Below are 23,502 nucleotides of genomic sequence, written 5' to 3'. Positions count from 1 at the left end.
CGATGAGTTTTGAAGTTTTCACACTGGGCGAGCACCGCTACAAAATCAGCAAAGATTTCTTTTCGGTTCAGCTTGAACTGGCTGATGCCATGGAGCTGATCTCTAAGCTGGATGAACAACTGGGTCTGAATCCCCCCCAATCACAGGGCGAACCCAATTTTATTCATCTGGGGCGTAAACTGCTAACCACACTGACACACATGGACAGCAAAAGTATGCAAACCCTGATGCATACCGCGTCCCGCGATCAGTTAGTGGACATTATGCGAACCGTTAAGGGCAGCAAGCTGGAAAACCGCCTGATGACCCATACTACCAAGCGCAATAAACAGGCGATTCAGGGTGATGTACTTTACAACCAGCCGATCAAACCGCTGGAAGCTCTACGGGCTTATACCGAGTTCTTTGGCCTGGTTGAGCGCCTGATCGATGAAGAACAAATCACCCTGATCGACCCAAATGGTGAGTATTACTAACGCCATTGATCAACTAGTTACCGACTGAGTCATTCAGGACGGGACAGCGGACACAAAAAAGCCCTGCAATCTGAGGTTGCAGGGCTTTTCTTTTCGCAGCAAGAAGTGTCTTAACGGCGTTTCTTACGCTCGGTACGCGCTTCTTTGGTCATATTCAGCTGACGATCTTTTGCCTTCTGACGATCATCCTTATCACTGTTGTCATAAGGGTTGTGACCGGTGCGGAATTCGAAACGAATCGGTGTTCCTTTTACCTTCAATACCTTTCGGAAAGTATTCGTCAGGTAACGTTTATAGCTTTCCGGCAGGGCATCGGTCTGACTACCGTGAACCACGATAATTGGCGGATTCTTGCCCCCCTGGTGCGCATAACGCAGCTTGATACGGCGACCACGAACGATCGGTGGCTGATGCTCTTTCACCACATCTTCCAGAATCGTGGTCAAACGGTTGGTCTGCCAGTGACTCATCGCTGACTTGAAGGCGTTGTTGATGGACTTGTACAGGTGTCCCACACCCGTGCCGTGCAGAGCGGAGATAAAGTGAACATCAGCGTAATTCACAAAGCCCAGGCGACGGTCCACGTCCTCTTTGATCTTGTCTTTTACATCAACATCCAGACCATCCCACTTGTTCACGGCGATTACTAGCGCACGACCACTTTGCAGTACAAAGTCCAGCAGGTGCAGGTCCTGCTCAACAATACCGGTACGGGCATCGATCACCATCACGGCCACGTTACACTCACGTACCGCCTCCAGTGTTTTAATGATCGAGAACTTCTCGGCAATCTCGGTCACATTCTTGCGGCGACGGATGCCCGCGGTATCGATCAGGGTGTACTCCTGACCATCACGCTCGAACGGAATCGAAATCGCGTCACGGGTCGTTCCCGGCTGGTCATAAACCACGACACGCTCTTCACCCAGAATCCGGTTAACCAGTGTGGACTTACCCACATTCGGGCGACCGATAACCCCGATACGCACACCCTTATGCTTCAGCTGCTCGTGCAGCTCATCTTCTTCCTCATCCGGCTCAGGGAAAGGCTCCAGAATGTGCTGAATCATGGCGGTGACATTACGACCATGAGCCGCAGCAATGGCGATCGGATTACGCTCCATACCCAGCGCATAAAACTCGGCAACCACCACATCCGGATCAGAGCCATCAGTCTTGTTAACGATCAGCCAGGCATCTTTACCTTTCTCACGCAGGTGCTGCGCAATCATCTGGTCCGCAGCGGTTAGGCCTGCGCGTCCATCCACCATAAACAGAACAATGTCGGCTTCTTCAATCGCCAGCAGAGACTGTCCCGCCATTGCAGAGTCGATACCGTTCTCATCGCCACTGATACCGCCTGTATCAATCACGATATAAGGCTTGCCGCCCACTTTACCCTCGCCATATTTACGGTCACGGGTCAGACCGGCAAAGTCGGCAACCAGTGCATCACGACTGCGGGTCAGGCGGTTAAACAGTGTTGATTTGCCCACATTAGGGCGGCCCACCAGGGCAATAACAGGATTCATTCAGGTATCTTCAGTTCTTCAACAGGTGCGTGCATCAGGCACACACAAAAAGTGTCACGCTACAGTCTGTCTGATATTGGCTTAATCTTACTGACGACGGATCGCCATCAGACGGCCATTTACGGCTACAGCGTATAGAGTCTTCTCCGTGATGATCAGCGGCTGTTCAATTCCGCTGGCATCCGCCTGGATGCGGCCCACCACGTGGCCATCGGCCAGGGAAATCAGATGGATATAACCTTCGTAATCTCCCACAGCCAAAGTATCGCCCCAGATCACCGGAGCCGTCAGTCGGCGGCCACTCAAAGCATCCTGATTCCAGAGCACACCACCGGAACGCGCATCCAGCGCGACAATATTACTGCCTTCATCCACGTAGAGAATATTGCCAAAGCCTTCTACAGCCGGATAAAAGCTTGAATCTTTTCGCTCCCAGATTCCCCGGCCACTGGAAGGGTCCAGAGCAATCAGTCGCCCCTGATAACTGGTCACCACCAACATACCTTTGCTGGTTAGTAACGGCTGACCGTCTACATCCGCAAGACGTTCAATATCGGTTCGACCGGATGGTACGGCAACGCGCACATCCCAGGCCAGCTGACCATTACGGTTATCCAGTGCCACAACCCGGCCATTGGCAAAACCAGCAAAGGTTGCTGATGGCACAACCAGAGGCGCTGCTGTGCCATGCAATGTCAGCAGAGGTTCTGCACTTTCATAACTCCATAGAATACGGCCAGTACGCTCATCAAGAGCTGATACCCTACCATCAGCAGTCTGCACCACCACCTGATGGCTGGTGGTATTGATCTGCGGCGGCGTCAGAATCTGAGTACTCAGGCGCGTCCGCCAAAGAACCTGCCCACCGGAAGCCGATAAGGCGACCACCTCACCATTTTGTGTGCCCAGAAAAAGCTGGCCCTGATTATAGCTAAGGCCAGAGCTGGCTCGGCTGTCGAGGTTCGCTTCCCACAGGAACTCACCTTTTTCTGCGTTCCAGGCTGTAAGGTTGCCATCACGATCAATACCGTAGATTTTTCCCTCGGCAACCACAGGAGGCAGCAGATAACCCAGCTCCCCCGGCCCTTTGGCTGCAAAGTCCTGCCAGACTATATCCAGCTCCACTTTTTCGTCAAAACGGGTTAGGTCTTTTGGTGGATACTGAGGCTCTGGCAGGCTGCCACAAGCTGTCAGCAATAGAGCCAGAACAGGGGTCAGCCAGCGCAACATATCAGGCTCCCAGATCTGCCAGTTTCATATCGATCACCGGACGGGCTACTCCTGCCGCAGTAAAAGCTGCTTTCGCACTTTCATAAGCGGTACGGGCGGCGTCTTTGTCACCCATCTCAGCCAGAATGTCGCCTTTCAGCTCGTCTGCATTACCTTTGTAAGCATCGGTTTTCAGCGCGTTCAACAGATCCAATGCCTGTTGGTTGCTACCCTGTTGCCAGAGGATCTGTGCCTGACGCACTCCTGATACTTCTTTAATAATCGCGTTTTTAGTCTGGCTGTTCAGCTTCTTCAGGACCGCAGCGGCAGCATCAAACTGATCGTCATCAACCAACAGTTTTGCTTCAAACAATGCGGCGTAGTCCGCATACAGAGAGCCTTCATGCTCGGACTGCAGGGTTACCGCTAAATGCTGAGCGGTTGCACGCTCTTCTTCGGTCAGCTCAGGTTTATTCATCACATCGATCAGCTGCTCATAAGCAGAAGAAGCCGCTTCTGCTTTTGCCTGCTGATCCGCCTGCCACCATTTCCAGCCAACAATAGCAGCAACCGCCAGAACCAGGCCTACGATGAGAGACTTACCATTGTCCGCCCACCATTTTTTCATCAGTTCAATCTGTTCTTCTTCGGTACGTAAATCAGACACCGGATATCTCCTGTGACAATGTCATCCTGTAATGGGCCTGAGTTTTCCGGCTGAGGCCCAATCGATTGTATTGAAAGAGGCTGCTTACAGCCCGAAGTCCTGCAGAAATTCGATCAGACCGGAAATGTTCACTGTCTCCTGGTCTCGCGCTTCACGCAGGAATTTAACGGCAACTTCGCCGTTGGCGACTTCGTTCTCACCCAGAATCAGTGCAATCGCTGCACCGCTCTTATCGGCTTTTTTGATCTGACTTTTAAAGCTGCCGCCACCGCAATGCATCTGAGTACGGTAACCGGTTTTCTCACGCAGCATCTCGCCCAGCAGAAGACCATGAGTTGCCATGCCTTCGCCCACCGCAGCGATAAAGATCTGCGGCTGGTTGCTGACATGATCAGGAATCGCGTTCAGGGTCTGCAGCATCAGAATCAGACGCTCAATACCCATAGCAAAACCAACCGCTGGCGTTGCACGACCACCCAGCTGCTCAACCAGACCATCGTAACGACCACCTGCACAGACAGTACCCTGAGAGCCCAGTTCCGTTGTGGTCCATTCAAATACGGTTTTGCAGTAGTAATCCAGACCACGAACCAGACGCGGGTTCAGTTTGTACTCGATACCAGCAGCATCCAGCATGCTGCACAGCTGCTCGAAGTGCTCTTTGGATTCCTGATCGATGTAATCTTCAAAGACAGGAGCGCCATCCAGCAGTGCCTGAGTATTCGGGTCTTTGCTGTCCAGAATACGCATCGGGTTGCTTTCCAGACGACGCTGACTGTCTTCATCCAGCTCATCTTTACGGGCGGACAGAAACTCAACCAGTGCAGTGCGGTACTCCGCACGGGCTTCAGATGAACCCAGAGAGTTCAGCTCCAGAGTTACAGAGTCATACAGACCCAGCTCTTTCCAGAGACGGGCGCTGAGGATAATCAGTTCCGCATCGATATCAGGACCGGCCATGCCAAAGGTTTCCACACCGATCTGGTGGAACTGGCGGTAGCGACCTTTCTGAGGACGCTCATGGCGGAACATCGGGCCTTTATACCAAAGACGCTGGATCTGGTTATACAGCAGACCATGTTCTTCTGCGGCACGAACACAACCCGCAGTACCTTCCGGACGCAGAGTCAGGCTGTCGCCATTACGGTCATCAAAGGTGTACATCTCTTTTTCAACGATATCAGTGACTTCACCGATAGAGCGCTTGAAAAGTGCCGTCTGCTCAACAATCGGCATACGGATCTCCTGATAGCTGTAACGCTTCAGAAGATCCGCAACGGTATTTTCCAGATACTGCCAGATAGCACTTTGTTCCGGCAGGATGTCGTTCATCCCGCGGATAGCCTGAATTTTCTTAGCCAAAATCGTTTCCTAAATACTGTCTTTAATCGTGTGGCCAATGTTGATAACCGGAACACTGGCGAAAATCTTATCTTATTTCCGCGATAGCAGCGGAGGATCCACCGTGATTACACATCAGGCGGATCATAAAAAACGAGCAGTGATCTCACTGCTCGTTTCATGACCAAAAACGGAAATCAGTTTTTGGCGATCAGCTGGGCATCCGCTTCTTCTTTCAGACGGGCACGTTCACGGATCATCTGCTCAAGCTCTGCAGCCAGATTCTCGTTACCCAGTTTCTGAGCTGGCTTGCCGTCGATATACACCAAATTCGGAGAACCCCCGGTTAACCCCAGAGAAACCTCTTTTGCTTCACCGGGTCCGTTAACGACACAACCGATCACAGCTACGTCCAGAGGCGTACGAATATCTTCCAGACGGGTTTCCAGCTCGTTCATCACGCCAATCACATCAAAGTTCTGACGGGAGCAACTTGGGCAGGCGATAAAGTTAATACCGTTACTGCGCAGCTTCAGGCTTTTCAGAATATCAAAGCCAACTTTAATCTCTTCCACCGGGTCGGCGGCCAGTGAGACACGCACGGTATCGCCAATACCGTCCATCAGCAGCATGCCCAGGCCCACCGATGATTTAACGGTGCCTGAACGCAGGCCACCCGCCTCGGTAATGCCCAGATGCAGCGGCTGTTCGATCTGGCTGGCAATTTTACGATATGCAGCCACCGTCATAAAGACATCTGACGCTTTCAGGCTGAGCTTGAAATCCTGAAAATCCAACCGATCCAGAATATCGATATGACGCATGGCAGATTCCACCAGGGCATCCGGTGTTGGCTCGCCATACTTCTTCTGCAGTTCCTTCTCAAGAGAACCGGCATTCACACCAATTCGGATTGGAATGCCGTGATGTCGTGCGGCATCCACCACCTGACGTACCCGATCATCACTGCCAATGTTGCCCGGATTGATGCGTAAACAATCCACACCCAGATCCGCCACTTTCAGCGCGATACGGTAATCAAAGTGAATATCCGCGACCAAAGGCAGATTCACCTGCTTGCGGATCTTACCGAAGGCTTCAGCAGCTTCCATAGAAGGTACAGAGACACGCACAATATCCGCACCAGCCTCTTCCAAGCGACGTATCTGTCCTATGGTCGCGTCAACATCACAGGTTTCAGTGTTGGTCATACTCTGCACCGAGATAGGTGCGTCACCACCTACCGGCACATTACCTACCATAATCTGACGGGACTTACGGCGCTTGATCGGGGATTCAAAATGCACGGAATTGTCTCTCTCTTTGCAAACGGTCGCACTATATTGTCAAAAACCAACTCTCTCAAAAGCCATCATTAATAAAAGCTTCTGACCGTAACTCTTAACACTACTTTAAACAGCATGCCGGTGTTTCATAACAGCCGCACTACCGCGAGCTTTCGACATGCCTGAATATCCTGAAAATTCTGCCCTGGTCCTAAAACAGCAAAGCTCCGGCCAATAAATTGACCAGAGCCCGACCAGAAAAAGGGGCATTGAAAGCCCCTATTTTAATCGAATGACACCCGACTTCACCATCCAGTTTATTACTCACCCAAAGTGAAGCGCGCAATATTATTTTCATTCGAATAAGAGCTAAGATCCACTTCGGCACCCTGATAGTTCACCCGAGCAGCATCAGCATTACCAATCATTAACTTAAAAGGAGGAAGGCCTTCAACGATAGACTCTTCTCCTTTCTTTTTGAGATTAGACACAATTTTTATACCCCGGCCATCGGTAACTTCTACCCAACACTCATCGGTATAAACAATAGTGAAACGCTCCAACACCATTGCTGATTGCTCTACCTCTTCGGGTTTAGGCTCATCAGAAGTAACCGAAACCGCTTCAACAGGGTTATCCTCAGCTAACTCTACATCCGTATTATCCTGGGACGGATCAGTGCTGTCTGAAACGGACCCATCAACACTTTCTTCAACGATCGTTTCAGGATCCAAAACTAAGTTTTCTTCCGCGTCAGAAAGGTCCATCGGAGCTATAACCGTTTCACCTTCGGAAGTCTCGACTGTAACCGTATCACTCTGAGCCAAGTCGATTGTTTCCGCACCGTTTCTGCTTTGCCACCACATGATAGAAAGCGCAATGAGTGAAGCGGTGACCGCTAAGGTTGTATACTTGATCAAAGGGTCAGAAAAGCTGCGCTGAGGTTTAATGGTTTCAATCGGCTTATAGCGCTCTTCAGGTTTGGGCTCTTCGTTAAAATTAGCGTTATAACTATCGACCAAAGACTCTGATTCGATGCCAACCAACTTAGCATAAGCGCGTAAATAGCCTCTTATAAAAGTCGAACCCGGCAAAGATGCATAGTTATCTTCTTCAATCATTTGTACAAAAGAGTGCTTCAAATTCAGCTTATCAGACACATCTTGAGTGCTGAGTCCCATGAGTTCACGAGCTTTCCTAAGCTGCTCACCTGGCACTTGTACTTGAAGCTGAGCATCATCGGACTGGGCATCATCCTGAGTGGCTAGAGTATCGGTCATGATCGGATAAATTCCTTGCGTCTCGGTTCTTTCGTTTGCGTCGTTTTATTATGTCGTGGATTTGTTCTATTTCGCCTGCTTCAGCCGGGACAGTTCAGATAAATATCGGCTTCGCTCTGCGTTTTTACCCAGCTGCTCGGCCAGCCGGATGCCTAACATTAAACCCCGCTCGGAGGCTTTGGCAACTTTCAAATGTTGCTGTAGGTAACCCCATGCATCCAAAGGTCGATTCTGCAAATAACTCAGAGAGGCTAACTCTAACAGGGCTCGCTCTGAGTTACGATCTAATTGCAGCGCTCTTTTGAACGACGATTCAGCTTTGACGACCTGATTAAGCTGCAACTGACACAGCCCCAGATTCTCAAAAGCGACCTGACGATTAACATAAAGCGTATCACTCACTGTGATCTCCAGTTGCTGACAGGCTTCCGGATAGCGCTGAAGGTCGTACAGAAATGCAGCATAGTTATTTCGGGCTACAGAGAACTGGCCGCCTTCACTCAGTGCGTCTTTGAAATAAGATTCAGCCAGCTTTTTCTCACCTTCCTGCTGGTAGATCAATGCCATGCCATGCAGTGCATCAGGGGCCTCATCATCCAGCGAAAGAGCCTTTACAAAGGCGCGCTTAGCCCGATCTGTATTGTTTCGCTCCAGATAAGCAAAGCCGAGCTGAGTGTAGGAGTTGACACTTTTTTCAATGGCCGGTTCACTCTGCAGCCGCTGCTCCGGTTGAGCAGCGCAGCCCATTAAGACAAGAGTAAACAAGACCATCAGGAGGTGAGCGAACTTACGCACTTTTTTCCGGATCAGGTCGGGCATAAGTGCCATAAACATCCTTAGTTGACTGTCGTTAGCATCGTATTCGGAAACCATCTTACCGAAGACAGCATTGAGATCTATTAGCTTGCGTCACGGTTACGTGCAGCGTCAACGACCTCGACCGACTGTATCAGCTGATCCTCTGCATATTTAGCACTACGGCGGGTACGGTCCATCACCTGACCCACCAGCTGACCACAGGCCGCGTCGATATCGTCACCCCGAGTACTTCGCACCGTTACGACGTACCCCGTATTGATCAGAGAATCCCGAAAACGCATAATAGCGTTTCTGCTTGGACGTTTGTAATCGTTATTCGGGAACGGATTAAACGGAATCAGGTTGATCTTACAGTCCAGCCTACGCAGTACTTTCGCCAACTGAACAGCATGCTGCGGCTGGTCATTGACTCCGGCAATCAGGGTATATTCAATCGTAATGGAACGGTTATCACCCAAGGTATCCAGATAACGCTGACAGGTATCCAGCAGCTGATGAATCGGATATTTCTGGTTAATCGGTACCAGCTCATTGCGCAGCTCATCGTTCGGAGCGTGCAGAGAGATCGCCAGAGCCACGTCGATCTGACCAATCATTTTTTCCAGCTGCGGCACGACACCTGAGGTACTCAGCGTGACACGTCGCTTGGACAAGCCATAACCCATATCATCCAGCATCAGACGCATAGAAGACATGACCGGCTCAAAGTTCATCAGAGGTTCGCCCATGCCCATCATCACCACGTTGGTGACAGGGCGATTGGTGCTGTCAGTTCGGGGACCAAAAGAACGCTGCGCTACCCAAACCTGACCGATGATCTCAGCCGGGGTCAGGTTACGCTGAAAACCCTGTTTACCGGTCGAGCAAAAACTGCAGTCCAGAGAGCAACCTACCTGAGAAGATACACACAGCGTACGACGCTTCTCATCCATCGGAATGAGTACGGTTTCAATGCAGCTGCCGCCATCAACTTTTAACACCCACTTACGGGTGCCATCATCGGAGAAATCCTGATACACAATCTCAGGTCCCCGTACTTCAGCAACTTCTTTCAGCTTGGCCCGCAGCACTTTGCTGAGATTGGTCATCTCATCAAAATTATCCACACCGTAATGGTGAATCCACTTCATCACCTGAGCAGTACGGAATCGCTTCTCACCGATAGAATCGAAAAAAGCCTCCATCTGAGGTGTTGTTAAACCCAGTAGATTGGTTTTTGTCTGCTCGCTCATATCGCTATACCGGTAAAAAGTGAGGATGGTTATTTGACGGATATTTCTGCTAAGCCGTATCAGAGGCGGGTGCAAAAACACCGGAGAACAACCTGAAAGAAGTTAAAATTCCTTTGTAAACAATGCACTAAAACATCGAATACAAAACCACAAACAGCCACACTAGGTGGCTGCTTGTGTTTGGCCTGAACCGGCCTGCCTGAGCAGAGCCATCCAGTCCCGCATCAGAAATTAACCGCGTGGGCAGATCTCGTCAGCGTTGAAGAAGTAAGCTACTTCGCGCTCTGCAGAAGCTGCAGAATCAGAACCGTGAACAGCGTTCGCGTCGATAGACTCAGCGAAGTCACGACGGATAGTGCCTTCAGCAGCTTCCTGTGGGTTAGTGGCACCCATCAGGTCACGGTTAGCCAGAATTGCATTTTCGCCTTCCAGAACCTGTACAACAACAGGGCCGGAAGTCATGAACGCAACCAGATCACCAAAGAAAGGACGCTCTTTGTGCTCTGCGTAAAAACCTTCAGCCTGCTCTTGAGACAGGTGGATCATTTTTGCAGCAACAACCTGCAGGCCAGCGTTTTCAAAACGAGCAATGATCTGACCAACAACATTTTTAGCTACTGCATCAGGCTTGATAATAGAAAGAGTGCGTTCAACCGCCATCGGATATTTCTCCAACGTATGTTCTGTGAAAGTACGAACAGTGAAAAGTGCGAACATCAAAGCGTAAGACGTTTTCCATGTTCAGCCATAAAAACCCGCGAAGTATACGCAGATTGTCTGCAAATTAGTATGTCAAGCCGCGACTTTATGGCAAAAAAACGTAAAAAATCACCAACGCAAAAATCACTGTTAATCAAACAGGGCTGCGTTCAGATAATCAAACGCTGAAGCTCTCGCCGCAGCCGCATTCATCTTTAACATTCGGGTTGTTAAAGCGGAAAAAGCTATTCAGGCCCTGAGTGACATAATCCACTTCACTGCCATCAAGAACATCCAGCGCATCGGCATCAATGATCACTTTAACGTCATGCTGTTCAAATACGTGATCTTCCGGTGCAACTTCGTCAGCAAAGTCGAGCACATAAGAAAAACCGGAACAGCCACTCGGTTTCACCTTAACACGCAGACCTTCGCCTTTACCACGATCAGCCAGACACTTACGAATATGGCCCGCTGCTGATTCTGTAATTGTAACTGCCATAACGGACTCCTTAACCGGCTCAACTTCAAATGAGCCAGATCGTTTGATGGTTCAATTCGTTTTCGCCTGCTATTGCTTCAGCGGCGACTTACAGGGCATCAGGCCGTAAAGCCTGATACCAATAACTCTTTAACGGTGATGCTCTTTAACGGTGATGCTCTGCTAGCCTCTCAGCGCTGTTACCGCACGGGTGACACTGGCAATCGCCTGATCCACCTCTTCTGCGGTACTGAAACGCCCCCAGCTGAAACGCAGAGAACTCAGCGCCTTATCCCGTGGCAAACCAATACCACTTAACACATAGGATGGATCAACACTGGCGGAGTTACAGGCTGAACCTGTGGAAACGGCTACATCTTTCAGCGCCATGAGCAGGGATTCACCATCCACACCGGTAAAGCAGACATTCAGAATACCGGGATAGCCCGCTTCAGAATCACCATTAACTGAGACACCATCCAGAACAGAAATTCCCTGCCAAAACTTTTGGCGTAACGCTGCCAGGTGGTCATAATCCTGCTCCAAACGCTCTACAGCAATTGTCATCGCCTCAGCCATGCCGACAATCTGATGAGTCGGTAACGTGCCAGAACGCATACCACGCTCATGGCCACCGCCATGCATCTGCGCAGCCACTTTCAGTTCAGGATCACGGCGCACATAAAGCGCCCCCATCCCTTTGGGCCCATAGATCTTGTGCGCGCTAAAGGAAACCAGATCGATCGGCATATTCGCCAGATCCATCGCAATCTTACCACCAGCCTGAGCCGCATCTACGTGAAAAACGACACCTTTCTCTCGCAGTAGCGCACCGATCTCAAGTACCGGATTAATGCTGCCCAGCTCATTATTCACCCACATAAAAGAGGCCAGAATCGTATCTTCCCGCAGCGCTTCGTCAACCTGCGTAACGGAGATAACACCCTTGCTGTCCGGCTTTAAATAGGTAACGTCAAACCCCTGAGTTTCCAGCCAGCCACAGGTATCCAGCACCGCTTTATGTTCAATCGCCGAGGTGATGATATGTCGCCCCTGCGACTTACGACTTTCTGCAACGCCCTTTAAGGCCAGATTATTCGATTCAGTAGCACCCGAAGTCCAGACCACCTCACGAAGATCGCAGCCCACAGATTTAGCAATCGCCAAACGGGACTCTTCCACCGCCTGTTCCGCAAACCAGCCCAGCATATGCGCGCGGGATGCCGGATTGGCAAAACAACCATCGGCCGTCAGATACTGCATCATTTTTTCTGCAACCGCGGGATCGACAGGAGTGGTTGCAGCGTAATCCATGTAGAGGGTTTGCATTGTTTTGATACCGGATCAGGCCACGGCAGCAGTGGCGGATTAGTCGCAATGTTCGTCATTTTTACCGTTCAGCAAGGTGAATCAGCAGGCCCCGAACCAGACCAGACTGCCAAACGAGGGCATTATAAAGCTCCCAGACGACAAAGCCAGACCGAAGCCTGGCTTATCAGAAGCGGGCCAGCGTGCGGGCTACATCAAGGCGACCTGAATCTTATTCGTATCCCCTTCACCTTTAAGGCCGCAAGCCTCTCTGGCCGAGGCTTCATGCTGACGTACCAACTCACCGAGACTGATGCCATTCAGAAAGTCATGAATCTGATCACTCAACTGACACCAAAGATGGTGCGTCAGGCATTCACGGCCATCCTTACAATCGCCTTGCCCCTGGCATCGGGTCGCATCTACCGACTCATTGACCGCATCAATAACCTGGGCAACAAAAATAGCGTCGCTTTCACGACTCAGCTGATAACCACCGCCAGGGCCACGCACGCTGCTAACCAACTCATTGCGACGCAGCTTGGCAAAAAGCTGCTCAAGATAGGAAAGAGAAATTTCCTGTCGCTTTGAAATATCTGCCAGACTTACCGGCCCCTCAGTAGCATGTAGCGCCAGATCCAGCATCGCTGTTACTGCATAACGCCCTTTGGTCGTCAGCCGCATCGTGTTATCCCCAATAATTCTGATAAAGCCCGGTCACCAGAGCAAAACGGACACAATAGCCATACATGATAGCCACACACTATGTCTGTATGCAGGAAGCCTATTAATGCAGGCCAGGCAATAAGGACTTTAGTTTACCTTCAATGATCAGGCATTATGATAACACCTACTGTTTTGGTCAAGTATTGAGCCAACGAAACTCAACCCCAGGGGCACACGAGATGTCACTCGCCCCAAAGGCAAATCTCTGGATGCGACTCATGTACCAACAAGAAGAGCTCAAAGCTTTACAATTCAGCGCTTACTTTTCAGACCTGCAGCTTTCTCTGTTGCAGTCAGGATACCTCGCAGAATATTCAGCTCGGTCTGGTCCAGACGGGCACGCTGATAAAGGCGGCGCAAACGCTGCATCAGGTTGCGCGGGTTTTCGGGATCGTAAAAATCCAGATCTGTCAGTACCTGTTCAAGGTGATGATAAAAGCGCTCAACACCAGCGCCATCCGCCCAGTCCACATCCCATTCATCCTGCCAGTCCGGCAAAGTGGCATCCTGCAGCTCCAACCACTTAACCCTTAACTCATAAACCAGCACCTGAACGGCTGAAGCAACATTCAACGAGCTGAAGTTCTCATCGGTGGGAATATTGACATGGAAGTGACACTGAGCCAGCTCTTCATTAGTCAGACCACGATCTTCACGACCAAATACCAGAGCGACCTGCGCATCCGACTGAGCCAGACAAGCCTGAGCAACTTCATCTGCCATCTGCCGCGGCGTGATCAATGGCCAGCAAAGATTTCGCTGACGGGCACTGGTTCCGATAACCAGTTGGCAATCTGCGATCGCTGTTTCTAAATCCGGCACAACCTCCGCCTGATCCAGAATCTCATCTGCCCGAGAACTACGGGCATAGGCTTCCGCATCCGGCTGCTGCCGGGGAGCCACTAGCGTCATCCGGGATAGCCCCATATTTTTCATTGCACGGGCTGCCGCCCCGATATTTCCGGTGTGCGTGGTATTCACCAGAACAATGCGAACATTATTTAGAAGCCCGGCAACACTGGCTGCCATTTCACTTGTATTAGCCAGCATGGCTTGAGTTACCCCTGTTAATTGCTGTCACCTGAATTCAAATCGCTTCAGATAAAACCGTAAAAAATTTGTTCCAGAAACCCAAGGGGTTTCACAATCATCGCTCTATTAGGGTAAGCATGGCGCTTCACCTAACATCAGGATTTTCTTCTGAAAACTCAATAAACTAGCGCCACTTTAACATCTGTTAAAGACTGAAAACATATTGCGGGGCAGCCTCAGGAGCTGTTACCAAGGGCGGCCTAATCAGCCCAACCCTTCAAATCAGCCCTCGATTTCCACTTTTTTTCTGGTATGATGCGCGCCTTCGTTCTTTAACAATGTTTCATCTGACGGTAATCGCATGCATCCAATGGTTCAATTGGCGCTGCGCACTGCGCGTAGTGCTGTGCAAAATTTTCAGCGTATCAACGAGCGTCTCGAATTTGCTCGTGAAGACAACAAAGTCGAACAACTTCTCGATGACACCGCTCGCTCTGCCGAGGGTTATATCATCAATCAACTGCGTCGTGCTCACCCTGAGCATAGCTTTAAAGGCCAGTACGAGCGCCTGATTTCTGGTGAAGGGGAAGGCAAAGACGTTCTTTGGCATGTGCAGCCGACCCACGGATGGAACAACCTAGCCCGCTCTATTCCTCAGAGCGCGGTCTCTATCAGTATTGAAATCAAAGAAAAAATCGAGCACGTTATTGTGATCAACCCGTTCACGGGTGATGAGTTCTATGCATCCCGTGGTCGTGGAGCTCAGCTGAATGGCCGACGTATGCGCGCCAGCAACCAACGCTCAATCGAAGCGGGCAAATACGCCCTGCCACTGCCGGATCTGAACAACCGTGGCCGTAACTTCCCGATCTACATGGGTATGACTCAGCAACTGGGTCAGGTTGCAGAAAGCTTCCACAGCAGCGGCTGCATCTTACTGGATATGCTCAGCACCGTCAGTGGTCATACCGATGCCTGCGTAGCCTTTGGTGCTAAAGAGCACGAAATGCGTATTGCAGCAGTATTTGCCAAAGAAGCCGGATCACTCATTGGTGCCATTGACGGCAGCCCTAACTTACCTCAGGATGGTAACCTCATCTTAGCGAATCCTAAGATGTACAAGGTCATACTTCAGATCGCAAAGTCCCACCTGTAAAATCTGACCTGACGGTTTAGCTTTCCTTCTCTACGAAAGCCGACGCCCCAGCCCAAAAGGCTGGGGCGTTTTTTATTGTCCGAAAAAAATGCAAACCTATTCCATCAGGTATAAAAAAACCGACTCTTACAAAAAGAGCCGGTTTTCAAAGCCAGATAATCAGACACCCAACCTAAGGACGGTCATCCTCAAGCTCACCTTCTTTCTCTGGCATCATCAGATCTTCACGATCAATGTTCAGGGCCAAGAGTACATTGGCAGCAACATAGATCGAGGAATAAGTACCCACAAAAACACCAACCAACAGCGCAATAGCAAAGTTATGAATCAGCTCACCACCAAAATAGAAGAGCGCGACAAGAACAAGCAATGTGGTTAAGGAGGTAATCAGGGTTCTGCCCAAGGTCTGATTGAGCGAAACATTAACGATATCCTCCGATGTACCTGTGCGTAAACGGCGAAAGTTCTCACGGATACGGTCCGAAACCACGATGGTATCATTCAGCGAGTAACCGATTACCGCCAGGACAGCGGCCAGCACCGTCAAATCAAAATCCAACTGCAATATAGAGAACAGGCCCAGCATGATGATGACATCGTGTGCCAGCGCAGCAACAGAAGCGACAGAGAACTTCAGCTGGAACCGGAAGGCAACATAAACCATCACCAGACCCAGCGCCAACAGCATCCCCAGGCCACCCTGATCGCGTAACTCCTCACCCACCTGAGCACCAACGAACTCGGCTCGTTTCAGTTCAACATTGTAGGTTTCGTTACTGCGAATAGCGGCCAGAACATCGTCACCAACGGTAGGTGAAAACCCCTGAGCCAGACGAACCAGAACATCCAGATCACTGCCAAAGTTTTGTACGGTAACATCTTCAAAACCAGCATCTTGCAGCTCATTTCTCAGATCGTTCAGTACAGGCGGCTGTTGAAAGCTAACCTCGACCAGGGTCCCGCCGGTAAAATCCAGCCCCAGCTTCAGTTGGTTTACTGCCAGAGATACCAGCGACAGAATCACCAGTGCGATGGAGATATATCCAGCGATTTTACGCTTGCCCATAAAATCGATGGAGCGATTGATCCGTGACATATATTTTTTCCCACTTTATCGGGTTTTCCCGCTTTATCGGGTGGCGACCCCACCACCCGATATGATCAGAGACTTTTAAATACTGTAAAAGCAAACACCTATACAGCTAAAGACGCTCAGATCGACAGCTTTTTCAGCTGACGGCCACCATAAACCAGATTAACTTGCGCTCGCGTCACCATAATGGCGGTAAACATTGAGGTCAGAATACCCAGCGACAAGGTCACCGCAAAACCTTTAACCGGACCCGTTCCGACTGCAAACAAAATGACAGCAACCAGCAAGGTCGTCAGGTTAGCATCAAAGATGGTGACAAATGCCCGTTCGAAACCAGCATGAATGGCCATCTGAGGCGACGCTCCGTTCTGCATCTCTTCCTTAATACGGGAGAAAATCAGCACGTTCGCATCCACGGCCATACCTAACGTCAGCACGATCCCCGCAATGCCCGGCAAGGTCAGAGTCGCTGACATCATCGACATCAGAGCAGCCAACAGAATCAGGTTCACGGTCAAAGCAATATTGGCGATCAGACCAAAGACGCGATAGAACGCCAGCATAAAGATCACAACCAGAGCCATACCGATCTGAACGGAGGTTACACCCAATTCGATGTTCTCTTTACCCAGGCTGGGACCGATGGTGCGCTCCTCTACAAAGTAGATAGGCGCGGCCAGAGACCCGGCACGCAGCAGCAGCGCCAGCTCGGAGGATTCACTCGGGGAATCCAGACCCGTGATACGGAAACTGTTACCCAGCGCACTCTGAATCGTTGCCAGTGAAATAATGTGCTTTTCAACGTAAGGCACACGTTTCTCAACTTTCTCGCCTTCAACTTCAGCAATGTGTGTTTTCACCTTGTGCTCCACAAACAGTACCGCCATACGACGACGGATATTGTTGCGGGTTGCACGGTTCATCAACTTACCGCCCTGAGTGTCCAGATCGATATTTACCTGTGGGCGGCCGTTCTCATCAAAAGCAGACTGTGCGTTGGAAACACTGTTACCGGTAATAATAATGTCACGCTCAAGAGTTGCCCGGCGGTTTTCACTATCCCGGAACGGATACTCTTCCGTATCCAGCGTACCGGCATCAGAAGTCGCTTCCAGACGGAACTCCAGATTCGCGGTGGCACCCAGAATACGTTTCGCTGCGGCTGTATCCTGTACACCCGGCAGCTCAATCACGATACGGTTACGGCCCTGACGCTGAACCAGTGGCTCAGAAACACCCAGCTCGTTCACACGGTTGCGCAACGTCGTTAAGTTCTGTTTAACTGCATAATCTTCGATGTCACGGGCAGCCTGCTCTGAAAGCGTCAGATCCAGAAACAGCTCTTCGCCTTCGGTGCGTTCAGTTTGAACAAAGTCAGAGAACTCTTTTCTCAGCAGAGACTTAGCCTGATCCAGATACTCTTCATTAGTAAAACGAATACTAACCACACCGTCTTCACGGGTGATGCGACGATAGCGCAAACGCTCACTACGCAGCAGCGTTTTTATCTCGCTCACATAAACTTCGTTACGCTGTGCCAGCGCTTCTTTCATATCCACTTCCATCAGGAAGTGAACACCGCCACGCAGGTCCAAGCCGAGCTTCATCGGGCCGGCACCCAGATCCACCAGCCATTGTGGGGTGGTTGGCGCAAGGTTCAGAGCAACAACAAAGTCCGGGCCTAAAGCCTCCTGAATGAGAGTCTTGGCCTTTAACTGATCTTCGTCATGCTTAAAACGGATGATGCCGTTGTTGTTTTCAATGGCTTCGCCAAAGTATTCAATGCCTACGTTATCAAGGGCACGGGTTACTTGGTTGATATGACGTTCGCTAATTTGTACAGAGCCACGTTGTGGGGAGAGCTGTACGGCAGGATCATCCGGATACAGGTTTGGCAGTGCGTAAACAACGCCCATAGCCATAACCACAAGAATCAGCAGATATTTCCAGAGGGGATATTTATTGATCATGAGCTGTTACGTTCCTTAAAACACCCGCTCGTAAAACCGATACTGCCGGCTTATGCCGGCAGTATCGGGATGTACTTAGATAGACTTGATCGTGCCTTTAGGCAGAACAGCGACTACAGAAGCTTTCTGTACATTAACTTCAGTGCCTTCAGCGATTTCCATTACAACAAATTCGTCAGACACTTTAGAGATGCGGCCTACCAGACCACCACCGATAACCACTTCATCACCTTTAGCGATACCGGCTACCAGCTCGCGATGCTCTTTCGCGCGCTTGCTTTGCGGGCGCCACAGCATGAAATAGAAAATAACCACGAAACCAACCAGCAGGAAAATCTGGCTCATTGCACCTGGATCAGAAGCTGCTGCACCTGCATCAGCGAATGCCGGAGAGATAAAAAAGCTCATTGATGAGTCCTCTATTATTTTTTACTAATGTTTAAGATTTCGAATTTTACGTCATAATCGTTTTAGACTTTATAACGGTCTAACAACCTGTTTTTCAAACAGATTACAGGCAACTAACAGGTAACAACCGGCTATTCTGCCAGAGATGCGGTCGATTCCTGTAAATACAAGGGCAGTCCCCCGCTTACATCAGGTTAGGACTGCCCTTTATGTTGTAACCGCTTACGATGGCGGCTCGCCAGAGATATGCCTGCAATACGGCTCAACCGGACTCCGACAATTCATGTTAACCGGAGTTCAATCAGCGCAAATCATACCGGTAAAACCGGCACGACTTGTAAAATTACTCTGCTAATTCAGGAACTTCCCGACCCAAACGGGCATAGAAGGCACTGACGAAGTCGTCCAATTTACCCTGTTCAATAGCATCACGCAAACCAGCCATCAGGCGCTGGTAATAACGCAGGTTATGGATGGTGTTCAACTGAGCGCCCAGCATCTCTTTACACTTGTCCAGATGATGCAGGTAGCTACGGCTGAAGTTCTGGCAGGTGTAGCAGTCACACTCTTTTTCCAGCGGGCTGTTGTCATGACGATGTGCCGCGTTACGGATCTTAATCACGCCATCAGCGGTAAACAGGTGGCCGTTACGGGCGTTACGGGTTGGCATCACACAGTCAAACATATCCACACCGCGACGCACACCTTCAACCAGATCTTCCGGCTTACCGACCCCCATCAGGTAACGTGGACGATCTTCCGGCATTTTTGCTGGCAGGTAGTCCAGTACCTTGATCATCTCATCTTTTGGCTCCCCCACCGACAGGCCGCCGATGGCGTAACCGTCAAAGCCGATATCGGTCAGACCTTTCAGGGAGACATCGCGCAGATCGTCATACATACCACCCTGAATAATACCGAACAGTGCGGAAGGATTATCGCCATGAGCATCCTTGGAACGCTTCGCCCAACGCAGCGACATCTCCATGGAGTCATTCGCTTCTTTATGAGTAGCCGGATACGGCGTGCACTCATCAAAGATCATCACGATGTCAGACCCCAGATCACGTTGCACCTGCATGGAACGTTCAGGATCAATAAAGACTTTTTCACCGTTAACCGGCGAACGGAACTCAACGCCCTTCTCACTGATCTTACGCATCGCGCCCAGGCTGAACACCTGAAAACCGCCGGAGTCGGTCAGAATCGGACCTTTCCACTGCACAAAGTCATGCAGGTCACCGTGCTTTTTCACCACTTCCGTTCCCGGACGCAGCATCAGGTGAAAGGTGTTACCCAGAATGATCTCAGCACCGATCTCTTCAATATCACGAGGCAGCATGCCTTTAACCGTGCCGTAAGTACCCACCGGCATAAAGGCAGGGGTCTGCACTTTTCCGCGCGGGAACGTCAGTTCACCACGGCGAGCCTTACCATCAGTGGCTTTCAGCTCATACTTCATAAAACATTCACGAGACATAGCAAAATCCAAGGGGCAAAACGCCCGTCTGTTAAGTGTTTCCGGCCGGGTTCGATGTTGGTCAGCACCGACCGCATTGCGATGGTTGTCCGCTATGTCACCTCGCGGGCAAACCGATCGCGCTTTAAATAGATTCTTTCCGGTGCGGGTTTATTCAGCACCCTTTTCTTCAGCGCTGGGCGGCAGATCCGGCTCAGGATTAGCGGTGATAAACATGGCATCACCGTAACTGAAGAAGCGGTACTCTTCTGCAACAGCCTCTTTATAGGCCTGCATCATGGTCTTATAACCTGCCAAGGCACTGACCAACATCAGCAGGGTAGATTCCGGCAGGTGAAAATTGGTCACCAGCGCATCCACTACCTGAAAACGATAACCCGGGTAGATAAAGATATTGGTATCGGTCTGCACCGGCTCGATCTCGCCTGGCGTTGAACTCAGCTTGGCAGCCGTCTCCAGGCAACGGACACTGGTGGTGCCCACGGCAATCACACGATTACCACGGGCTTTGGTCGCCTTGATCTGTTCGCAGACGTCAGCACTCACCTGCACAAACTCTGAGTGCATGTGGTGTTCAAAAATATTGTTCGCTTTAACCGGCTGGAAGGTGCCTGCGCCCACATGCAGAGTGACAAAAGCGGTTTCTACGCCTTTGTCCGCCAGCGCCTGCAGCAACGGTTCATCAAAGTGCAGACCAGCCGTCGGTGCGGCTACTGCACCAGCATTTTTGCCGTAAACCGTCTGGTAACGCTCACGGTCTTCCAGCTCATCTTCCCGGTCGATGTAAGGCGGCAATGGCATATGACCGATTTTTTCCAGCAGCTCCAGCAGATCGGCTTCCGGATCAAACTGCAGTTCAAACAGCGCATCCTGACGACCCAGCACGGAAACCACAGAGCCATCCTGCAGAATCAGTTTAGCCCCGGCTTTAGGGGAACGGCTGGAACGGATATGCGCCAGCGCACAGTTCTCTTCCTGCAGACGCTCCAGCAGAATTTCGATCTTGCCGCCGGTCTCTTTCTGACCAAACAAACGCGCCGGAATGACTCGGGTGTCGTTAAACACCATCAGGTCACCGGGCTGAACCAGATCAAGAATATCGGTGAAGCGGCCATGATGCAGCGTCCCCGTCTCACCATTCACCTGCAGCAAGCGGCTGGCGGTACGTTCTTTGGTCGGATAACGGGCAATCAGAGATTCAGGCAGATCAAAAGCAAAATCAGTTCGTAGCATGGGAAGTCTTAGATTATCTGCAGGGGTAATAAAGACGCGAATATTATCGGAAAGCCGTAATGAAGTCATTGACGGCACTGGAGATTCTTTTATAATGCCCCGCACTGATGTACAGATAACTTAACATTCAAAGGGTTATCGCAACATTGTGCCAGTGTGATGAAATTGGTAGACATGACGGATTCAAAATCCGTTGCCTTTGCGGGCGTGCCGGTTCGAGTCCGGCCACTGGTACCAACAATTTTACGAACAAAAGCCAGCACGTTCTTAACAAGAGTGCTGGCTTTTGTCGTTTTTAGCGACAAGAAATTAATTCCTGCCTTTTCTCCCCGGTCCATATCCTGTCCATTGTGTGCGGAATTTGTGCGCATTGATTTCCACAACTCCGGTACCAATGACCAAGACTTGCCAGAACAGGGTTTATCGCTTGAGTATTGTCGTTGGCCCGGAAACTCCAGTTTTCCGGGTCGTCTCCTGTCCATTGTCTAATTACAGTCTCTCAGCTTTTAAGACTAAAACAGAGATGCATTATGGTAATTCCCTTTTGCATACGAAACGCCCCTTAAACACGACACTATACGTCCCATTAAGATAGGTTAGTTACACTAATAAAATACCTCCTTCTAGTATAAATCCAATCAAAACTCTACACCGCAACCATAATAGATGTTAATCTATATCGACTTCGCCTCTAAGCTAGTTAATATAGGAGTAACCAACTTGATCAGTATAGTGATACCAGCACTAAATGTTGAAGAAACCATTGGCAATGTTGTAAGAGAGTTACTAAAGTCTAGCTTTGTTGATGAAGTCGTAGTTGTTGATAATGATAGCACAGATAAAACAGCTGAATACGCCGAACAATCAGGGGCGAATGTTGTTTCTTGCCTACAACGAGGCATGGGCAGCGCAATAAAATCAGGTATAAGATCTGCAAAAAATTCAATAATAATAAAAATTGATGGCGATATAAGAAACCCTAGTCATTTATGGCCTGACAAGCTAGCAAAAGAGTTCTATAAAACAAAAAAATTTGTTAGTAGCTATTACACATCAGACTATGATGAGTTCCCTGTTGGAAACTTAATCGCTAAGCCCTTAATCAAAATCCTTTGCCCCAATAATACAGATTTACAAATGCCTCTTGCTGGTACATATCTTTTTGACAAAGAAGAGGTCAACTGGGAAGGTTTAACTAATGATTGGAGCTTTGATTTAGCTTTACATCTCGATACATATGATTCCAATGGCCCTATAAATCAAATATACATTGGAGAATTAAATGACAGACAAAAAAAAATAGCAGAATATTCTGGAATGGCAGAAGATTTAATGCGCTATTTAATAAATCGATACGGTAACAAATAGCTACTCTAAGGAGATTGTAGTTTGAGCTGGATCATAAACAACCTCGACTCCATTATAGCTGGAGTTATTGCTTCTCTAATAGCGGTTTCACTACAAACTTTTTCAAAAGCGGCGTCAATGGTTATTTCTAGTCTATTCACGCACAGGCTCTTTTTCAAAAGATTATTCAAGCTCAACATAGAAGAGCAAACCTATATTATCTCTGGATCAATACCTCAAAGAAAAGATAAAGATTTAGCATTTTTAATGGGGCCAGATGCAACTGCATCAGTAAATATAAAGCAGACCGTTGAGTCTATATATCCTGATATGCTTGTAAAACATCACTACTCAAATGGAAAAAGCATGAGTGTGTTTGATGAAAACTTAGTATCAGTTGGGGGCCCTGTTTTCAATGAAACCACAAAAATGCTAATGCAGGACTTATCAGATACAATTCACTTTAATGATAATGACGATTTAGTATTCAATGATAAAGTCTACTCTAAATGCAAAGAAAACTTCCAAGACTTCGGATTCATATGCAGGATAGACAACCCTATATCCCCTAATAAAAAAGCTATCATTGTAGCTGGCTGTGGGAGTAATGGTGTTCTTGCAGCCTCTCAGCTTCTTACAAAATCTAATAGATTCAAATACTTAAAAAAAGAGTTGGCGGTTGCAGACTCTGAGCGCAACACGCTATTGCACTGATGTGACGGCATTA

Annotated in this window: 22 protein-coding genes and 1 tRNA gene; 5 read left to right on the top strand and 18 right to left on the bottom strand. The window is 49.5% G+C overall.

All coding sequences use genetic code 11. The annotated features are described in order from the left end of the window. The first annotated feature begins 2 nt into the window (after positions 1-2). Positions 3-476: a FliG C-terminal domain-containing protein gene (locus AC4GL5_RS02965; protein ID WP_490381293.1), complete on the top strand. Its 474-nt coding sequence runs from the start codon at positions 3-5 to the stop codon at positions 474-476. A gap of 110 nt (positions 477-586) precedes the next feature. Here the strand turns inward: AC4GL5_RS02965 and der are convergent, their stop codons facing one another. The 13 genes from der to AC4GL5_RS02900 all read right to left on the bottom strand — a co-directional run bounded on the left by der (position 587) and on the right by AC4GL5_RS02900 (position 14,106). Further along, the gene (gene der, locus AC4GL5_RS02960) at positions 587-2,008 is read right to left on the bottom strand and encodes a ribosome biogenesis GTPase Der (RefSeq protein WP_490381292.1); all 1,422 of its coding nucleotides are present in this window, start codon (positions 2,006-2,008) and stop codon (positions 587-589) included. Between the two features lie 87 nt (positions 2,009-2,095). Next, positions 2,096-3,238, bottom strand: a complete 1,143-nt coding sequence (gene bamB, locus AC4GL5_RS02955) for an outer membrane protein assembly factor BamB (protein WP_490381291.1) — start codon at positions 3,236-3,238, stop codon at positions 2,096-2,098. A 1-nt stretch (position 3,239) separates the two neighbouring features. Beyond that, positions 3,240-3,884 carry a YfgM family protein gene (locus tag AC4GL5_RS02950; RefSeq protein WP_490381290.1) on the bottom strand — a complete coding sequence of 215 codons (645 nt, stop codon included), beginning with the start codon at positions 3,882-3,884 and terminating at the stop codon, positions 3,240-3,242. Positions 3,885-3,968: 84 nt separating this feature from the next. Next, positions 3,969-5,246, bottom strand: coding sequence for a histidine--tRNA ligase (hisS, locus tag AC4GL5_RS02945; RefSeq protein ID WP_490381289.1), 1,278 nt, complete (start codon positions 5,244-5,246; stop codon positions 3,969-3,971). Positions 5,247-5,422: 176 nt separating this feature from the next. Continuing rightward, positions 5,423-6,532, bottom strand: coding sequence for a flavodoxin-dependent (E)-4-hydroxy-3-methylbut-2-enyl-diphosphate synthase (ispG, locus tag AC4GL5_RS02940; RefSeq protein ID WP_490381288.1), 1,110 nt, complete (start codon positions 6,530-6,532; stop codon positions 5,423-5,425). Between the two features lie 299 nt (positions 6,533-6,831). Then, positions 6,832-7,791: a RodZ domain-containing protein gene (locus tag AC4GL5_RS02935; RefSeq protein ID WP_490381287.1), complete on the bottom strand. Its 960-nt coding sequence runs from the start codon at positions 7,789-7,791 to the stop codon at positions 6,832-6,834. Between the two features lie 66 nt (positions 7,792-7,857). Continuing rightward, entirely contained in the window at positions 7,858-8,619 is a 762-nt protein-coding gene (gene pilW, locus AC4GL5_RS02930; protein WP_490381286.1) for a type IV pilus biogenesis/stability protein PilW, read from the bottom strand. A 71-nt stretch (positions 8,620-8,690) separates the two neighbouring features. Continuing rightward, positions 8,691-9,842 (bottom strand): dual-specificity RNA methyltransferase RlmN, encoded by a 1,152-nt coding sequence (gene rlmN / locus AC4GL5_RS02925; RefSeq protein WP_490381285.1) that lies wholly within the window; start codon positions 9,840-9,842, stop codon positions 8,691-8,693. Between the two features lie 231 nt (positions 9,843-10,073). Further along, complete coding sequence (gene ndk / locus AC4GL5_RS02920; RefSeq protein ID WP_086481175.1) at positions 10,074-10,502, bottom strand: nucleoside-diphosphate kinase; 429 nt, start codon at positions 10,500-10,502, stop codon at positions 10,074-10,076. A 217-nt stretch (positions 10,503-10,719) separates the two neighbouring features. After that, on the bottom strand, positions 10,720-11,043 hold the full coding sequence (locus AC4GL5_RS02915; RefSeq protein WP_490381284.1) for a HesB/IscA family protein: 324 nt from the start codon (positions 11,041-11,043) through the stop codon (positions 10,720-10,722). A gap of 162 nt (positions 11,044-11,205) precedes the next feature. Then, complete coding sequence (locus AC4GL5_RS02910; RefSeq protein ID WP_490381283.1) at positions 11,206-12,351, bottom strand: IscS subfamily cysteine desulfurase; 1,146 nt, start codon at positions 12,349-12,351, stop codon at positions 11,206-11,208. Between the two features lie 189 nt (positions 12,352-12,540). Beyond that, a complete protein-coding gene (gene iscR, locus AC4GL5_RS02905) occupies positions 12,541-13,014 on the bottom strand; it encodes a Fe-S cluster assembly transcriptional regulator IscR (protein ID WP_490381282.1) in 474 nt (157 codons plus the stop codon). 294 nt (positions 13,015-13,308) lie between these two features. After that, complete coding sequence (locus AC4GL5_RS02900) at positions 13,309-14,106, bottom strand: RNA methyltransferase (protein ID WP_490381281.1); 798 nt, start codon at positions 14,104-14,106, stop codon at positions 13,309-13,311. A 343-nt stretch (positions 14,107-14,449) separates the two neighbouring features. Between AC4GL5_RS02900 and AC4GL5_RS02895 the strand changes: the two genes are divergently transcribed. After that, on the top strand, positions 14,450-15,244 hold the full coding sequence (locus tag AC4GL5_RS02895) for an inositol monophosphatase family protein (RefSeq protein ID WP_490381280.1): 795 nt from the start codon (positions 14,450-14,452) through the stop codon (positions 15,242-15,244). Between the two features lie 172 nt (positions 15,245-15,416). On the opposite strand, the gene secF is transcribed toward AC4GL5_RS02895, so the two are convergent. The 5 genes from secF to queA all read right to left on the bottom strand — a co-directional run bounded on the left by secF (position 15,417) and on the right by queA (position 21,428). Further along, positions 15,417-16,340, bottom strand: coding sequence for a protein translocase subunit SecF (gene secF, locus AC4GL5_RS02890; RefSeq protein WP_490381279.1), 924 nt, complete (start codon positions 16,338-16,340; stop codon positions 15,417-15,419). Between the two features lie 116 nt (positions 16,341-16,456). Further along, on the bottom strand, positions 16,457-18,307 hold the full coding sequence (gene secD, locus AC4GL5_RS02885) for a protein translocase subunit SecD (protein WP_490381278.1): 1,851 nt from the start codon (positions 18,305-18,307) through the stop codon (positions 16,457-16,459). Positions 18,308-18,382: 75 nt separating this feature from the next. After that, positions 18,383-18,715 carry a preprotein translocase subunit YajC gene (gene yajC, locus AC4GL5_RS02880; RefSeq protein WP_490381277.1) on the bottom strand — a complete coding sequence of 111 codons (333 nt, stop codon included), beginning with the start codon at positions 18,713-18,715 and terminating at the stop codon, positions 18,383-18,385. 343 nt (positions 18,716-19,058) lie between these two features. Next, positions 19,059-20,177: a tRNA guanosine(34) transglycosylase Tgt gene (gene tgt, locus AC4GL5_RS02875; RefSeq protein ID WP_490381404.1), complete on the bottom strand. Its 1,119-nt coding sequence runs from the start codon at positions 20,175-20,177 to the stop codon at positions 19,059-19,061. 168 nt (positions 20,178-20,345) lie between these two features. Continuing rightward, the gene (queA, locus tag AC4GL5_RS02870; RefSeq protein WP_490381403.1) at positions 20,346-21,428 is read right to left on the bottom strand and encodes a tRNA preQ1(34) S-adenosylmethionine ribosyltransferase-isomerase QueA; all 1,083 of its coding nucleotides are present in this window, start codon (positions 21,426-21,428) and stop codon (positions 20,346-20,348) included. A 150-nt stretch (positions 21,429-21,578) separates the two neighbouring features. Here queA and AC4GL5_RS02865 point away from each other — a divergent pair. The 3 genes from AC4GL5_RS02865 (at position 21,579) to AC4GL5_RS02855 (ending at position 23,489) form a co-directional block, all read left to right on the top strand. Further along, positions 21,579-21,665, top strand: a tRNA-Leu gene (locus tag AC4GL5_RS02865). Positions 21,666-22,148: 483 nt separating this feature from the next. Further along, positions 22,149-22,796 (top strand): glycosyltransferase, encoded by a 648-nt coding sequence (locus AC4GL5_RS02860; RefSeq protein WP_490381276.1) that lies wholly within the window; start codon positions 22,149-22,151, stop codon positions 22,794-22,796. Positions 22,797-22,817: 21 nt separating this feature from the next. Then, positions 22,818-23,489: a hypothetical protein gene (locus AC4GL5_RS02855; RefSeq protein WP_490381275.1), complete on the top strand. Its 672-nt coding sequence runs from the start codon at positions 22,818-22,820 to the stop codon at positions 23,487-23,489. Positions 23,490-23,502 lie beyond the last annotated feature (13 nt).

It is taken from the genome of Oceanospirillum sp., from assembly GCF_982874595.1.
This window is presented reverse-complemented; position numbering and strand designations above follow the sequence as displayed.

Excerpts from the sequence above, each read along its gene's own strand:
- AC4GL5_RS02910 (WP_490381283.1), bottom strand. The coding sequence starts at position 12,351 with ATGCAAACCCTCTACATGGATTACGCTGCAACCACTCCTGTCGATCCC.
- queA (WP_490381403.1), bottom strand. The coding sequence starts at position 21,428 with ATGCTACGAACTGATTTTGCTTTTGATCTGCCTGAATCTCTGATTGCC.
- der (WP_490381292.1), bottom strand. The coding sequence starts at position 2,008 with ATGAATCCTGTTATTGCCCTGGTGGGCCGCCCTAATGTGGGCAAATCA.
- AC4GL5_RS02915 (WP_490381284.1), bottom strand. The coding sequence starts at position 11,043 with ATGGCAGTTACAATTACAGAATCAGCAGCGGGCCATATTCGTAAGTGT.
- secD (WP_490381278.1), bottom strand. The coding sequence starts at position 18,307 with ATGATCAATAAATATCCCCTCTGGAAATATCTGCTGATTCTTGTGGTT.
- ndk (WP_086481175.1), bottom strand. The coding sequence starts at position 10,502 with ATGGCGGTTGAACGCACTCTTTCTATTATCAAGCCTGATGCAGTAGCT.
- secF (WP_490381279.1), bottom strand. The coding sequence starts at position 16,340 with ATGTCACGGATCAATCGCTCCATCGATTTTATGGGCAAGCGTAAAATC.
- AC4GL5_RS02965 (WP_490381293.1), top strand. The coding sequence starts at position 3 with ATGAGTTTTGAAGTTTTCACACTGGGCGAGCACCGCTACAAAATCAGC.
- bamB (WP_490381291.1), bottom strand. The coding sequence starts at position 3,238 with ATGTTGCGCTGGCTGACCCCTGTTCTGGCTCTATTGCTGACAGCTTGT.
- rlmN (WP_490381285.1), bottom strand. The coding sequence starts at position 9,842 with ATGAGCGAGCAGACAAAAACCAATCTACTGGGTTTAACAACACCTCAG.
- AC4GL5_RS02935 (WP_490381287.1), bottom strand. The coding sequence starts at position 7,791 with ATGACCGATACTCTAGCCACTCAGGATGATGCCCAGTCCGATGATGCT.
- iscR (WP_490381282.1), bottom strand. The coding sequence starts at position 13,014 with ATGCGGCTGACGACCAAAGGGCGTTATGCAGTAACAGCGATGCTGGAT.
- AC4GL5_RS02900 (WP_490381281.1), bottom strand. The coding sequence starts at position 14,106 with ATGCTGGCTAATACAAGTGAAATGGCAGCCAGTGTTGCCGGGCTTCTA.
- pilW (WP_490381286.1), bottom strand. The coding sequence starts at position 8,619 with ATGGCACTTATGCCCGACCTGATCCGGAAAAAAGTGCGTAAGTTCGCT.
- yajC (WP_490381277.1), bottom strand. The coding sequence starts at position 18,715 with ATGAGCTTTTTTATCTCTCCGGCATTCGCTGATGCAGGTGCAGCAGCT.
- AC4GL5_RS02895 (WP_490381280.1), top strand. The coding sequence starts at position 14,450 with ATGCATCCAATGGTTCAATTGGCGCTGCGCACTGCGCGTAGTGCTGTG.
- tgt (WP_490381404.1), bottom strand. The coding sequence starts at position 20,177 with ATGAAGTATGAGCTGAAAGCCACTGATGGTAAGGCTCGCCGTGGTGAA.